Source organism: Flavisolibacter tropicus, assembly GCF_001644645.1.
Lineage (GTDB): Bacteria > Bacteroidota > Bacteroidia > Chitinophagales > Chitinophagaceae > Flavisolibacter > Flavisolibacter tropicus.
The window spans coordinates 998054-1011947 of sequence record NZ_CP011390.1 but is presented as its reverse complement, the minus strand read 5'-3'; the positions used below and the strand labels follow the sequence as shown (position 1 = coordinate 1011947).

At 39.0% G+C, this 13894-nt stretch carries 14 protein-coding genes; 6 read left to right on the top strand and 8 right to left on the bottom strand.

Features of this window, described 5'->3' with window-relative positions:
* Position 1: 1 nt before the first annotated feature.
* The 3 genes from SY85_RS04045 to SY85_RS04035 form a co-directional block, all read right to left on the bottom strand.
* Positions 2-769, bottom strand: a complete 768-nt coding sequence (locus tag SY85_RS04045) for a Mut7-C ubiquitin/RNAse domain-containing protein (protein WP_226998999.1) — start codon at positions 767-769, stop codon at positions 2-4.
* 102 nt (positions 770-871) lie between these two features.
* A complete protein-coding gene (locus tag SY85_RS04040) occupies positions 872-1318 on the bottom strand; it encodes a hypothetical protein (RefSeq protein WP_148661113.1) in 447 nt (148 codons plus the stop codon).
* A gap of 179 nt (positions 1319-1497) precedes the next feature.
* The gene (locus SY85_RS04035; RefSeq protein WP_066401919.1) at positions 1498-1812 is read right to left on the bottom strand and encodes an HPF/RaiA family ribosome-associated protein; all 315 of its coding nucleotides are present in this window, start codon (positions 1810-1812) and stop codon (positions 1498-1500) included.
* Positions 1813-1951: 139 nt separating this feature from the next.
* Between SY85_RS04035 and dgt the strand changes: the two genes are divergently transcribed.
* The 3 genes from dgt to SY85_RS04020 all read left to right on the top strand — a co-directional run bounded on the left by dgt (position 1952) and on the right by SY85_RS04020 (position 4945).
* On the top strand, positions 1952-3334 hold the full coding sequence (dgt, locus tag SY85_RS04030; RefSeq protein WP_226998998.1) for a dGTP triphosphohydrolase: 1383 nt from the start codon (positions 1952-1954) through the stop codon (positions 3332-3334).
* Between the two features lie 188 nt (positions 3335-3522).
* A complete protein-coding gene (locus SY85_RS04025) occupies positions 3523-3888 on the top strand; it encodes an aspartate 1-decarboxylase (RefSeq protein WP_066401918.1) in 366 nt (121 codons plus the stop codon).
* Positions 3863-4945 carry an ATP-grasp domain-containing protein gene (locus tag SY85_RS04020; protein WP_226998997.1) on the top strand — a complete coding sequence of 361 codons (1083 nt, stop codon included), beginning with the start codon at positions 3863-3865 and terminating at the stop codon, positions 4943-4945. The genes SY85_RS04025 and SY85_RS04020 overlap by 26 nt, the downstream gene beginning before the upstream one ends.
* 60 nt (positions 4946-5005) lie before the next feature.
* Here the strand turns inward: SY85_RS04020 and SY85_RS04015 are convergent, their stop codons facing one another.
* Both SY85_RS04015 and SY85_RS04010 read right to left on the bottom strand, forming a co-directional pair.
* Positions 5006-5317, bottom strand: a complete 312-nt coding sequence (locus tag SY85_RS04015; RefSeq protein WP_066401916.1) for an RNA recognition motif domain-containing protein — start codon at positions 5315-5317, stop codon at positions 5006-5008.
* 231 nt (positions 5318-5548) lie between these two features.
* Positions 5549-6625 carry a 3-oxoacyl-ACP synthase III family protein gene (locus SY85_RS04010; RefSeq protein ID WP_066401915.1) on the bottom strand — a complete coding sequence of 359 codons (1077 nt, stop codon included), beginning with the start codon at positions 6623-6625 and terminating at the stop codon, positions 5549-5551.
* Between the two features lie 292 nt (positions 6626-6917).
* On the opposite strand from SY85_RS04010, the gene SY85_RS04005 reads away from it, so the two are divergent.
* Positions 6918-8588, top strand: coding sequence for a glutamine--tRNA ligase/YqeY domain fusion protein (locus SY85_RS04005; protein WP_066401914.1), 1671 nt, complete (start codon positions 6918-6920; stop codon positions 8586-8588).
* Positions 8589-8662: 74 nt separating this feature from the next.
* On the opposite strand, the gene SY85_RS04000 is transcribed toward SY85_RS04005, so the two are convergent.
* Positions 8663-10186, bottom strand: coding sequence for a serine hydrolase (locus tag SY85_RS04000; protein ID WP_066401913.1), 1524 nt, complete (start codon positions 10184-10186; stop codon positions 8663-8665).
* 158 nt (positions 10187-10344) lie between these two features.
* Here SY85_RS04000 and SY85_RS03995 point away from each other — a divergent pair, with 158 nt between their 5' ends.
* Together SY85_RS03995 and SY85_RS03990 are read left to right on the top strand one after the other, a co-directional pair.
* On the top strand, positions 10345-10959 hold the full coding sequence (locus SY85_RS03995) for a DUF4142 domain-containing protein (RefSeq protein WP_066401912.1): 615 nt from the start codon (positions 10345-10347) through the stop codon (positions 10957-10959).
* Between the two features lie 105 nt (positions 10960-11064).
* Positions 11065-11727, top strand: coding sequence for a DUF4142 domain-containing protein (locus tag SY85_RS03990; protein ID WP_066401911.1), 663 nt, complete (start codon positions 11065-11067; stop codon positions 11725-11727).
* Positions 11728-11786: 59 nt separating this feature from the next.
* Here the strand turns inward: SY85_RS03990 and SY85_RS03985 are convergent, their stop codons facing one another.
* Both SY85_RS03985 and SY85_RS03980 read right to left on the bottom strand, forming a co-directional pair.
* On the bottom strand, positions 11787-13346 hold the full coding sequence (locus SY85_RS03985) for an acyl-CoA mutase large subunit family protein (protein WP_066401910.1): 1560 nt from the start codon (positions 13344-13346) through the stop codon (positions 11787-11789).
* Positions 13347-13385: 39 nt separating this feature from the next.
* Positions 13386-13886, bottom strand: a complete 501-nt coding sequence (locus SY85_RS03980; protein ID WP_066401909.1) for a DUF7935 family protein — start codon at positions 13884-13886, stop codon at positions 13386-13388.
* Positions 13887-13894 lie beyond the last annotated feature (8 nt).

Sequence of the window (13894 nt, the reverse complement as noted above, 5' to 3'; positions counted from 1 at the left end):
TTCAGCAGCCAGGGCTTTGTGAATGTAACCGTTCCAGTGTTTGCAGCATGTGATCATAATGAGATCCTTTCCAATAAACCTTTTTACAATTCTGGCATTGATAAAATGATTGGAAGTAAAAAGCTGCATTGGATGGAAGCAGGTCTAATACGCTTTCTTTAGGAGCTTGAACAATCTTTCCATTACAAGCCAGACAGTAGGTGAAAGGAGAGAATGACGACCAGAGCTCATACCGGCAGGCTACTTCCCTAAACTGCTCCTCTTTATGCTGGGAGCGAATCCAATAGCCCCAGTCGATAATTTTATGCTTGAGGAGGCCAATATCCCTGGTCAAGACAATGCGCTTTTCTGTTGCTGCTATCTGGGCAATGGTGGCGTCTTCAGCTTCGGTTTGGTAATAGGTGTCAAATCCAGAAAGCCGAAGCAACCGGGCAAGGCTTCCCAAATGCACATCCAGAATGAAGCGGTAAGGCTCGTTGAGGGCAGGGCGCAAGATGTCATTTAGTTTTTGAGAGGGCTGATAGGGAAATACTTCTACAGTATCAGGTGGCTGTAATAAATAAGAAAAGGATACGGCTTCTTCCTTCACTTTAATTGCTCCTACTTCTACATGAGGAACACCTATGGCCTCTATGGCATCTTTTACTGTAGTTGTAGTAAAAAGAGGATATGGGTATGGCATTTGAATCCGCTTTGGTAGAAAATCGAAAAGGTTTCCATGGAAGTAAAATGGAATTTTTTCTACCATATGGTGCTTTGTTCCTGGCATTAAAGCGTTTCAGTTAAAATCTTTTATAATATACAGGTTAGTAAAAGAAATGGTAGACTGAGTAATTTTTTCGAATACGAGTTTCTGTTGCTACTTATTGTACTAGAATTTTGTTTGCAGAATCTGGAAAAAATCACTGGCTATATCTTCCTCCGTTGTACCTGTTAATGTACGATTCAGTGCACTGTTATGAAAACGGGTATTCTCGCCATAAATATTGGGTGTGCTGTATTCTGCGCCCAACATTACTTGTCCGTTTGCTTCTTTTGTAAAACGTAGACGATAGGTTAGCTTAGGCTGTGTTCTATTGAAAACGGATAAATGAAAATAATCAATTGGGAGTGGGGGCGTAAAAGAGGATTCAACTACTTCAGCTTTTACTTCCTTAAAGGCATTTAACTGGTCGGTTATATTTTCAAATACAGGCCTACCTATATTTTCAAGAAATTCCTGGATAACAACAGCGTCATTATGTGTTAAATCTGGTTCTTTTCGCTCAAACCCCTGGCCTTTTAAAAAATCATCAATATTTAATCGCCAATCTGCCATAGAATACATTTACATGTTTATAAAGTTTCTTCAAGTGCAGTTTAGAGTAGGTTGCTATTGGTTGTATAAAATTAAAAAGAGCAGTTGAATAGTGCTAAGTCAAACCAACTGATCAAATAAGAAAATTGCCCGGTTAGGGGCAATTTTCAAGCTATAACGTATAAAAAGCAATTTTATGATTAATTATGGCGACCTTGAAAGTGATCAACCTGCTTTTCCTTTTGCTTACGTAACATTTGCTGTAACTTATTGACAGCACTATCAACCGATTGTTCAAATTGAGTGCTCTGTTCCTTTACAAAATGATCGTTTCCTGGTACCTCTAACCGTATTTCACAATAATCATTCGGCGTGCTCCTGTTAGGGCCCTGGAATAGCATCACATTTGCTCTGATTACATGTTCACTGGGGTTTAGCTTCCCCAATTTTTCACGAATGTACCCTTCTAAATGATCACTAGCCTTGAAGCCCAAGGACTGTATGATAATATCCATAGCTAACTCATTTTAAGTTCAGAGCTAGTTCAACCATTTTCATACCATTTGTGGAAAGGGAATGTTTAAAGTTTAAACCCAACTTGTACTTACGCATGAGTTTAACAGAAAACCTACATTTGTCGTTCACTTTTCCGAAATGATGCAATACGACCAGCTGTTTACCCATAAGCGGGTAGGTTCTGATAAAATTCCTAGTGGCCCACGTTCGGGCTTTCAGCGCGACTATGACAGGCTGATTTTCTCTTCTGCTTTCCGGCGTTTGCAAAATAAAACACAGGTTTTCCCATTGCCGGGTACTGCCTTTGTTCATAACAGGCTCACCCATTCGTTAGAAGTGGCCAGTGTCGGGCGTTCATTGGGTAAAATGACAGGAGAGCGTATTGCTTCTCAATTTAAGCACTCCAATGAAGAGGCTTATGAGTTTTATAAATATGAACTTTCCAATGTGCTAGCGGCTGGTTGCCTGGCCCATGATATAGGAAATCCAGCTTTTGGTCACTCAGGTGAAAAAGCTATCTCCGCCTATTTCGTAGAAAATGCACAGGCCATTATTGATGGCCAAGAGCTGCAAAACTATTTTTCAGAAAATGAATGGAAAGACCTATGCACGTTTGAGGGTAATGCCAATGCAATACGCATACTCACTCACAGCTTTCGGGGGCGGTTTAAGGGAGGATTTGGTCTCACCTATACTACTGTTGCATCTATATTGAAATACCCTTGTGAATCAAATGCAATGGATAAAGGGTATAAGCATAGGAAGAAGTATGGTTTTTTTCAATCAGAAAAGGATACGATAAAACAGTTGGCATGGGAGCTGAATATGCTTCAGGAAAGTGAGCAGCCGGTGATCTATAAACGTCATCCATTTGTGTACTTAGTAGAAGCTGCCGATGATATCTGCTACAGTATTGTAGATATGGAAGATGCACAGCGCTTAGGGATATTGCAAAAGGAAGAAGTCGTTGAAGCTTTCATGGAAGTGATCAGAAATATCAACAGGCCTGATGAAAATGCTACTAAAATATTGGGCTATTTTAATGATATAAAAGATACAAATGAAGCCATTGCTTTTCTTAGAGCTAAAGTCATAAACATATTGGCCAATGAAGCTGCTGATGTGTTTATTGCCCAACAAGACGACATACTTGGTGGCACTTTCAATAATACTTTGGTTGATGCTATCCAAGATAAATGTGAGGCTTTAAAGAAAGTACAATATCTATCACGTACAAAGATCTATAACCACGATACCGTGCTTCAGATAGAGCTGGCTGGCTATAATGTTATGTCAGAGCTGTTGCAACTATTTATACCTGCCTTATTAAAAAACAAACCTTCGCACCGTGAAGCTATTGCTTTAAAACTTTTCCCTTACCAGTTTACTGAGTTTGAAGAGAAGGCCTCACCATATGAAAAAGTGCTAAGCGCTCTTGACTACTTAAGCGGCATGACAGATGAGTACGCAACCGAAATATACCGGCGATTAAAAGGTATTGTCATCCCTAATCATGGTTAATAATAAAAGCTGCTTATATATTGTATACTTTTTATAATTGGTTGAAAGTCATTTACTTAGATGGCTGGTTGTGCTATAAAAGATGTGCGTGGTAATTGTAGATTCTGATTTGTAGGCTGGCGCAATTTTTTATGGTATTGTATTACGTCTTTTACGGCGTTTTACTACATAACCCAATTAAAGGTCATATGCTCATTCAATTACTACGTACAAAAATTCAGCAGTTAGTGGTATCAGAAAGTTCCATTAGCTATCCGGGCAGTATTGCATTGCCAGATGAATTAATTGAAGCGGCGGGACTACGTCTTTTTGAACTTGTGCATGTAAACAATGCTACAAACGGCAACCGGATAATAACTTATGTAGTACGTAGTAAAAATGAAGGCTTGGTAACAGTTAATGGTGCAGCATCTAAACTCTTTAATAAAGGCGACTTGATACATGTTTTGGCCTTTGGTTATTTTACTGAGGAAGATGCTGTGGGATTTGAGCCGCGTATCATCTATGCTGATGCAGAAAACCGTTTGATTGAAGCTAAAACTTATGCATTTTAACGAGTTGAGACACTTCATACAACGATTGCTTGACTGGTCGCATTGGCCCCATTATCTATTCTATTTTCCCTTGATGATTCCCTGGCTTGCTTACTATGTAAGAAGTCGTTCCCTGTGGTTCTTTACACCCTCTAATCCTACGTTAGCTTTTGGTGGATTTGAAGGAGAGGGGAAGCGTCAGATGTATGATCAACTGCCAGCAGAATATTGTCCTAAAAGCCTCTTTATTAAGCCGTTTATGTCTTTAGGCCAAGTGTTGACTAAACTTGAAGTGGCTGGCTTTACCTATCCTTTTATTGTAAAGCCAGATGTAGGTATGAAGGGTATTCTGTTCCGGAAAATTGAGAATGAACTGCAGTTGCGGCAATATCATATTCAAATGCCTGCGGATTATATTATCCAGGAGTTTTTAGATCTACCATTAGAGGTCAGCGTGTTTTATTGCCGGAAACCATTCGAAAAGCATGGTAAGATCACGGCACTCATTCAAAAGAATTTGCTAGAAGTATGTGGTGACGGAGTTACAAATCTTAGTGATCTAATACTGCAACAGCCGATTGCCAGTAGATGGGTGAAGAAATCTAGCATTAACCTAGACAGGCAATTAGGAATTGTATTAAAGAAAGGTGAGCGCTATTGTTTGTCACATGTAGCAAATCTCTTTCATGGGGCGCAATTTAAAGACCTGAAACACTTGATTGATGACCAATTAACGGAATTGTTTGATCGTATAAGCCGGCAAAATCATTTCTACTATGGTCGTTATGATATAAAATGTAACTCAGTGGAGGAAATGAAAGAAGGTCAGAACTTTTACATCTTGGAGTTTAATGGCGCAGGGTCTGTTCCTAATCATATATATGCAGGTAAATACAGTTTATTAAGCGCCTATAGGGAAATATTGACTCATTGGAGATGGTTGTATGACATAAGCCAATACAATCATGAAAACGGTTTTCCACGATGGAGTTTAAAGAAAGGGCATTACTTTTTAAAGAACTCTAAGAAACATTTTAAAGTACTTAAGAAACTGGATAAGGAACTTATTCTTAGTTAATGTTGTAAATTGAAAAAGCCCTATTGTTATAGGGCTTTTTTGATATTTGAATCGGTAAGATTAAAATCTTTGTTTGAAACCGCCACGGTTGCCACCAAAACCACCATTGTTGCTACGTGCAGGGCGATCTTCTTTTGGTTTAGCTTCCATAACGCGGATAGTTCTGTTTTCAACTGTTGCGTTATCTAGTTCAGCAATTGCTTTTTGAGCTGCATCTGTATCTGGCATTTCCACAAAACCAAATCCACGGCTCTTACCAGTAAATTTATCAGTAATAATCTTGGCTGAAGATACTTCACCATACTCAGTGAAAAATTCTCTTAAGTCCTCATCTTCTACATTGAAGCTTAAGTTTGAAACGTAAATGTTCATTCTTGTTGTTAAATAAAAAAAGTAAAAAATCTTGAGAGGCAAATGATAAAGAGACTAACTAAAACGCAGAATCAGACTAGCAGAATAATAGTTCACTTAACACTATGCGAACGCTCAAATTGACCTTGCAAAGGTAGGTCTATCTGGTTAATTTCTATTTGGCTACAATTAAAGAATTTTTGTTAAGACTATATGGAGCAGCCTATTAAAATATAGGGTAAGCCAGCTTGATTAAACTCTATAACAAATGGCATTGATATTCATACCGGCCCCAACAGAGGCAAAAAGGATAATATCTCCCTTTTCCAGATTGTGACCTTCTACTTTACCTTTTCTTACCAGATCGTATAGGGTAGGAACAGTGGCAACAGAACTATTGCCTAACCAATGAATACTCATAGGCATTATAGTAGTGGGTATGTCGCGTTTTCCATAAAGTTTATAAAGAACGCGAATAATACCTTCATCCATTTTCTCATTGGCCTGGTGAATAAAGACCATTTTCAGTTGATCTATAGAGACATTTGCTTTATCAAGGCATTCTTTCATGGCCTCTGCCACTTTTTTGATAGCAAACTCGTACACCTTCCTCCCATGCATTTTAATGTACCGGATACGTGGGTCAGAGCCAGGAAAGTTAGACTGGCCCAGGTAAATAAAATAAGCTTCATCCTGGCAATGACTTACAGCAGAGCTGGCCAATATGCCGCTTTCAGAATTTTCAGCAGGAACAGACTCTAAAATGCAGGCGCCTGCACCATCAGAAAAGATCATGCTATCGCGATCATACCTGTCTATAACCCTGCTTAGGGTTTCAGAACCTATTACTAGGGCTCTTTTGGCTATTCCTGCTTTGAAAAAAGCGTCGGCCTGTATTAACCCTTGTACCCAGCCCGGACAGCCAAATAAGATGTCGTAAGCCACGCAATGCGGGTTTTTGATTTGAAGCTTATGTTTGACCCGGCTGGCAAGGGCTGGTACGGCATCTGTTTGAATGGTGTGTTTAAGAACATTTCCGAAATTATGAGCAACGATGATCTGGTCTAAGGTTTCAGGATCAATGCCACTGTCCTTTATGGCAGCTTCAGCAGCAATACTAGCAAGATCTGAAGCGTTCAAGTCACAAGAGGCATAACGTCGTTCGGCAATGCCGGTAATTTGTATGAACTTTTCCACCACTTCCTGGGGAGGTGTTTCTATACGTGCGTGATCTTCTGCATAGAAATTATGGATGGTGAAGTCGCGATTGGTTACAATTTCCGTAGGGATATAACAACCAGTGCCAGTTATAATTGTTTTTTGCGCCATGGATTTTAATTAAAAAATATAACTGCAATCGTTTCCACTCAAATATAGGTATTTAACTCGTCCATAAATAGGAGAATTGTTAGTGGTCAATACAGAATTATTTATCTATTTATGACGGTTTCTTTTAACTTTTATCCAATTACATCAATTGGGTATCAACGTTTTGATGTAGTTGATGCTACTTTATTGTATTTTTTTAAAAGAAAAAAAGATAGTTGAAGTTAGTAATAGCTAATTGAAATCAAGAGAAGCTTACGTGTAGTATCTTTGCCTCCTTTGAAATAACAACCGCATGAGTGAAGAAAAAAGCCTCAACTTTTTAGAGGAAATTATTGAAGAAGATCTCAAGTCTGGAAAGTATCAATCAATTGTAACTCGTTTTCCTCCAGAGCCTAATGGCTATCTGCATATTGGACATGCCAAAAGCATTTGTCTCAATTTTGGATTAAGCCTAAAATATGGGGGATATACCAACCTGCGTTTTGATGATACCAATCCAACTACAGAAGAAACAGAGTATGTAGAAAGTATTAAAGAAGATGTGAAGTGGTTGGGTTTCCAATGGAAACATGAACTTTATGCATCTGATTATTTTGAAAAGCTCTATGGCTTTGCTGTTAAGCTCATAGAAAAGGGCCTTGCCTATGTAGATGATCTGAGTGCTGAAGAAATAGCTTCCTTAAAAGGAACGCCAACTGAAGGGGGGAAAGACAGCCCTTTTAGAAATAGAAGCATTGAAGAGAATCTGCAGTTGTTTAACGATATGCGTGCAGGCAAGTATAAAGATGGTGAGAAGGTATTGCGTGCTAAAATAGATATGCAAAACCCTAACATGCACATGCGTGACCCCATCATGTATCGTATTAAGCATGCGCATCACCATCGCACAGGTGACAATTGGTGTATCTATCCAATGTATGACTTTGCACATGGCCAAAGTGATAGTATTGAAAATATAACTCACTCTCTTTGTACGCTGGAGTTTATTCCTCACCGCGAACTATATGACTGGTTTATTGAAAACTTGGAGATTTTCCCTTCTCACCAGTATGAATTTGCCAGGGGTAACATTAGCTATACTGTAATGAGTAAGCGCAAACTATTGCAACTGGTACAAGAAAGGCATGTGGAAAGCTGGGATGACCCAAGAATGCCAACTATTAGTGCTTTACGTCGTCGCGGTTATACTCCTGAAGCAATTCGTGATTTCTGCGACCGTATTGGTATTGCTAAACGCGAAAATCTGATTGATGTAGGTTTGTTGGAATTTTGTGTACGTGAGCATTTAAATAAGATTGCCTTACGTCGGATGGTGGTATTTGATCCCCTAAAGATTGTTATCACCAACTATGAGGAGAAAATGGGCGAGGTGGAAATGTTGAAAGGTGAAGATAATCCAGAAGACCCGAATAGTGATAGCCGTGAAATTCCGTTTAGTAAAGAGCTCTTTATTGAGCGCGAAGATTTCATGGAAAACCCGCCAAAGAAATACTTCCGTTTGTTTCCAGGCAGCATGGTACGTTTGAAATATGCTTATATCATTCGTTGCGATGAGGTTATTAAGGACGAAAGCGGCAATGTTATAGAATTACGTTGTACTTATTTCCCTGAAAGCAAAAGTGGTAGCGATACATCAGGTATTAATGTGAAAGGTACATTGCATTGGGTGTCTGCTACAAATAATATAACAGCTGAAGTGCGTTTGTACGACCGCCTGTTTAAGGTGGAGAATCCGGCCGCAGAAGAAGGAGATTTTAAAAGCTATATCAACCCCGATTCATTGCAAGTGGTGCAAACGGTTTATGCTGAGCCTGCTTTAAAAAATGCTGCCATCAATGAGCGGTACCAATTCTTGCGTAAAGGATACTTTACTCTGGATAACAAGGATACCTATCATCGCTTGGTGTTCAATAGAACTGTTACACTTAAGGATGCATGGGCAAAAGAGCAAAAGAAAGGATAGATCATCTTTTAACTTGATTCAAATAAGAAAGCCCCGCATAACGCGGGGCTTTTCAATGGTTATAAATGTTATAATTATTTAGTGCTAACCTTTGTAAAAGTATATGGATCGTATTCTACAAATTCATTTTGGCGGGTTGTAACTGATTTCACTTTACTATTAGTTTCTTCAAATTTGATAGCAAAGATTCCATATTCAATGTTATTATACTCCATTAGCCACTCGCCATTATCCATATAATGTAAGGTGGCGTTAAGATCTGGCTTTGTCTGGAATTTTATTAGTAAGTCGTTTCCTTTTTGTGATATGGTAATATTGCCATTAAGTTCGTTAGTGTAAGTGCCTGTATACGTAGCAAGGGGAAGTGTAGGTTTGCTACCTTTTACGCGGGATCTCCAGCCAGCAATTTCCTTTAGCTGTTCTTGCATGCCCTGTTTGAATGCAGGTAGTTGTTGTGCACTACGGTTTACATACGGAACTCCAAGGTAGGCATCGAGAATTTGGTATCGTAAAGTCTCAAAGAAGTTCTGGTTATCATTGTTTGTTAAAATAGCAATACCTAAACGTTCTTCCGGTACAAAACACACATTGCTAACCATTCCTCCGGCACCACCTGTATGCCAGTAAAGAGCACGTCCATTGTAATCAGCGGCAAATAGTCCTAAACCATATCCTCTGAAATGCATGGGATAGGCCCCTGACTTACGACTACCTGTAGAAATCTGAACATCACGTGTCTTTAAAATAGCTTGAAAGGGTATAACCTGTTTGCCATTAAAACGTCCGCTATCTAATTGCATTTGTAGCCAATTCGTAAGATCCTTTACATTACTTACAATAGAAGCGGCGGGAGCCAGATTGTTCCAGTTGTCAAATGGTACGCGCTGCAGGGTGCCTGTATAATTAGTAGTATATGGTGAAGCTACATTGGGTAGTTGGTCAACATCTGTTGAAAGAAGTAAGGTACTTGACATTTGTAAAGGATTGACAATACTATCTCTAACAAAATTTTCCCAAGCCTTACCTGTTACTTTGGGTATTACTTCTCCTGCCGTTAAAAAGCAGCTATTGCAGTATCCATAATCCTGACGAAACACTTGTGAAGGCTTTAATAAGCGCATGCGGTTCATGATCTCGCTTCTAGTAAGCTTTGTATTCCAAAATGTAAAGTCACCCTGAAAGGTTTTGGTTCCAATACGGTGAGACAACAAATCACGAATTGTTACCAGTCCTGTTGTTGTTTTGTCCCAAAGCTTGTAATCAGGGAAATATTTGGTAATTCGATCGTTCAAATTCAGTACGCCTCTATATTCCAGTAAAGCCAATGATGTGCCTGTGAATAATTTTGTATTACTGGCAATCATAAAAAGCGTGTTTTCGTCAACCGGAGCTTTTGTAGAAATATCTTTTACACCATAGCCTTTCTGTATAATAACTTTTCCATCTTTAACAACAACTATAGCTAGCCCGGGTACATCCCAGTCTTTCAAGCCTTTTTGAATATAGGAATCCAGGCTATCCTTTATAAAGGAGGGAGATTGAGCCTGAACTAACTGGCTGGCCCATAGGAGAAATGTAAATAAACTGAGACGTTTCATTATTTAATGAGTTAAAGAGCCAAATTACAAACTATTTGTTTGAACAACTTCTAATCAGGTTAAACACAATTGATGAGACCGTTTTGGTATATATGTTGTGCCAAGATTATATGGCTTTATGCCATTGAAGAATCTATTTTAAATTTAATCTTATAATCATGAAATTTCTATCAATTGCTGTATTTGCTATTGGAATGTCCGGTATAGTTGCTTGTGGAAATAATGCAAATAAAGAGTCATCATCAAATGATACTATAAACACGGTAGATCATTCAATGGTAAATGATACCAATTCTTCAGTTGCTGCAACCAATAGTCCTGCTACAGCTGTAGTTACTTTAGATTCAATGGATCAGAAATTTGCTATGAAGGCAGCAAGTGGAGGGATGGCTGAAGTAGAAATGGCAAATATGGCTTTGCATAGTAGTACTAATGAAAGGGTAAAAGCTTTTGCTTCTATGATGATACGGGATCATGGAAAAGCAGGCGAGGAATTGAAAGCACTAGCACCAAGTAAAGGATTGACGTTGCCTACTCAACCAATGCCTGAGCATATGAAACATATTGATATGTTGAAAGGCAAGACAGGTAGCGCATTTGACAAAGTGTATATGAGTCACATGTTAATGGATCATCAGGAAGATGTAAGCGAATTTCAAAAGGCGACAACCAAAGTGAAAGATGCTGATCTAAAAGCATTTGCTTCCAGAACTTTACCTGTTATAAAAACACATTTAGATTCAGCAAAAGCCATATCTAAAATGAAGATGTAAGCGCATAAACAGTAGAGTTGTTTTTTTATTTAAAACTTGGTTATTTATACTTCGGCAGAGATACAATTGGCATAGAAATTTCGGCCAAGGGCCAAAACAGTAGATATGAAAAAGAAAGCATTATTCATCATGCCACTTGTCTTCTCTGCTTTGTGTTGCTTTGCACAAGATACAACCACCAGGCCATCGACTGATACTACGGCTGGAGGGGGTGGTTTAGGTACGGCGGAGGATTCGATAATGATGGATACACGAATTCAAGCAGGGTCTCTGCAGAAAAAAGATGTGAAATTTTTAGTGGAAGCCGCCAGCGCTAGTCGCATGGAAATTGAACTGGGCCAGTTAGCACAAAAGAAAGGAGCGAGTCAGCAAGTTAAAGACTATGGCGCAATGATCGTTCGTGATCATACAAAAGCTACAGAAGAATTAAAGTCTGTTGTTGCTAGTAAAGGTGCGTCTATTCCTGACACATTAATGCCAAAGCATAAAGCTTTGATGGACCGATTAAATGGATTAGAAGGCGCTGAATTTGATAAAGAATATATGGCTATAATGAGAGATTCTCACGAAAAGGCCATCGATGAGTTTGAAGATGAAACAAAGGATGCAAAAGACCCTGATGTAAAAGCTTTTGCTACCAAGCAATTGCCTGTATTACAGAGTCATCACCAACAAGCAAAAGAAGCTAAAGGACCAATGAAAGAAAATATGAAGCAAGAAAAGAAAGGCAAAAATAAAACAGGCACATCAGGTACTGACAATCAGTAATAAATAGTGACTTATATAAAAAAAGCCCGTTAGAAACTAACGGGCTTTTTTTATATTGTTTATCGATATTCTCCAAAGACGTTTCTTAATGTATCTGCTATTTCTCCTAGTGTACAATAGTTTTCTACTGCCTCGATAACTGCTGGCATTAGATTTTCATTATGTACTGCTTTTGAGCGCACTTCTTCCAGGCTAGCCTTCACTTTATTATTGTCTCTTCTTTCACGTAGGGCTTTTAATTTGAGCGACTGCTGTTCGCGAATGCTATCGTCTATTTTAAAGACAGGAACGGGCTCTTCCCGATTCACTTGAAATTTATTTACACCAACAATGATCTTTTCACCTCTTTCTATACCGCGTTGATAATCGTATGCACTTCGAGCAATCTCGTCTTGAATGAAACCTTGTTCAATTGCTGAAACACTACCACCTATTGCATCGATCTTGTTGATTAATTCCCATGCTTTTTGTTCTACTTCATCTGTTAAGGTTTCTACGAAATAAGAACCAGCTAAGGGATCAACAGTTTCAGGAGCACCGCTTTCAAAAGCTACAATTTGTTGCGTACGTAGAGCAATACGCGCAGCTTCTTCTGTGGGTAAACTCAGTGCTTCGTCATATCCGTTAGTATGTAACGATTGCGTGCCACCAAGAACAGCTGCTAATGTTTGAATGGTAACACGTGATATATTATTCAGCGGTTGCTGCGCCGTAAGTGTACTGCCACCAGTCTGTGTATGGAAGCGTAGCATCATGGCTTTAGGGTCAGTAGCTCCAAGATCCTTCATCATTTTTGCCCACATGCGTCTGGCTGCTCTGAACTTAGCAACTTCTTCAAATAGGTTATTATGTGCATTGAAAAAGAAGGATAGGCGCTTGCCAAATACATTAATGTCTAATCCTTTTTCCAAAGCAGCTTTTACATATGCTTTGCCATTACTTAACGTAAAAGCGATCTCTTGTACAGCGGTGCTACCTGCCTCACGTATATGGTATCCAGATATAGAAATTGTATTCCATTTCGGAAGGTCTTTACTGCACCATTCGAAGATATCTGTAATAATACGCATAGAGGGCTTAGGAGGGTAGATATAGGTGCCTCTGGCAGCGTATTCTTTCAAGATGTCATTTTGAATAGTACCTGATATCTTTTTTAAATCAGCTCCTTGTTTTTTAGCCTGGGCTACATAAAAGGAAAGGAGAATAAAGGCAGTAGCATTAATGGTCATAGAAGTGCTTACTTCTTCCAGCTTAATACCTTTAAATAAAGTGTCAATGTCTTCGAGCGAGTCAATGGCAACGCCTACTTTACCTACTTCACCTTCTGCCAACGCATGGTCACTGTCATATCCAATCTGAGTAGGGAGGTCAAAAGCAACACTTAATCCCATTACCCCTTGGTTTAAAAGATAATGATACCGTTTATTGCTTTCTTCAGCAGTTGAGAAGCCAGCATATTGTCGCATGGTCCATAACTTCCCTCTATACATATCTGGCTGTACACCCCTGGTAAAAGGGAAAGAGCCGGGTGTTTCAATTTGTTGCGTTGGCTGGTCTTCAACTGTATACAGTTGTTTTATTTCAATACCGCTATCAGTATTTCGTTTCTTTTCACTCATATAGCAATGTAATAGACACTTGGTCGGTTGAAAGATGAATTATTTTAATAATCGTTTAGCTTCATAGTTTAGGGCATCCAAAACTATAGTATGCAGCGCCTTTTCTTCCTGGCTCATAATAACTTCCATTAACTGGCGACTTAATTCATGACCAGTAGATTGGGGCGGCATAACATTGGCAACCTGATTAATGATCAGCATATTTTGATCCTTAAGATTCTGTACAGCATTCCAAGCATGTTGTGTTACATATACCTGCTGGGTAACATTGTATTCAAATTCCTGTTTAATATTTTCTAATAAAAGTACCTGTAGCTCACGTGAAGATAAATGCGGGTGATTCATGCGGCCAACCAAATTGGGTAAAGAGATACGTTCTACTAAAAGCACTAGGCGTTCATAAGCTTGTAATTGCAGCGGAACAGTATTGTAATCCGGCATTGGAGCTGCCGCTGGCTGTTTTCTACTGGTAAGAAAAGCTGTAATTGAAATAATTAAAGCTAAGGCAGCTAATATCAGGCTAATAGTTCCTTCTGTCATATTTTAAT

Excerpts from the sequence above, each read along its gene's own strand:
- SY85_RS03990 (WP_066401911.1), top strand. The coding sequence starts at position 11,065 with ATGAAAAAGAAAGCATTATTCATCATGCCACTTGTCTTCTCTGCTTTG.
- SY85_RS03985 (WP_066401910.1), bottom strand. The coding sequence starts at position 13,346 with ATGAGTGAAAAGAAACGAAATACTGATAGCGGTATTGAAATAAAACAA.
- SY85_RS04015 (WP_066401916.1), bottom strand. The coding sequence starts at position 5,317 with ATGAACATTTACGTTTCAAACTTAAGCTTCAATGTAGAAGATGAGGAC.
- SY85_RS03980 (WP_066401909.1), bottom strand. The coding sequence starts at position 13,886 with ATGACAGAAGGAACTATTAGCCTGATATTAGCTGCCTTAGCTTTAATT.
- dgt (WP_226998998.1), top strand. The coding sequence starts at position 1,952 with ATGATGCAATACGACCAGCTGTTTACCCATAAGCGGGTAGGTTCTGAT.
- SY85_RS04035 (WP_066401919.1), bottom strand. The coding sequence starts at position 1,812 with ATGGATATTATCATACAGTCCTTGGGCTTCAAGGCTAGTGATCATTTA.
- SY85_RS03995 (WP_066401912.1), top strand. The coding sequence starts at position 10,345 with ATGAAATTTCTATCAATTGCTGTATTTGCTATTGGAATGTCCGGTATA.
- SY85_RS04045 (WP_226998999.1), bottom strand. The coding sequence starts at position 769 with ATGCCAGGAACAAAGCACCATATGGTAGAAAAAATTCCATTTTACTTC.
- SY85_RS04025 (WP_066401918.1), top strand. The coding sequence starts at position 3,523 with ATGCTCATTCAATTACTACGTACAAAAATTCAGCAGTTAGTGGTATCA.
- SY85_RS04000 (WP_066401913.1), bottom strand. The coding sequence starts at position 10,186 with ATGAAACGTCTCAGTTTATTTACATTTCTCCTATGGGCCAGCCAGTTA.
- SY85_RS04010 (WP_066401915.1), bottom strand. The coding sequence starts at position 6,625 with ATGGCGCAAAAAACAATTATAACTGGCACTGGTTGTTATATCCCTACG.
- SY85_RS04040 (WP_148661113.1), bottom strand. The coding sequence starts at position 1,318 with ATGGCAGATTGGCGATTAAATATTGATGATTTTTTAAAAGGCCAGGGG.
- SY85_RS04005 (WP_066401914.1), top strand. The coding sequence starts at position 6,918 with ATGAGTGAAGAAAAAAGCCTCAACTTTTTAGAGGAAATTATTGAAGAA.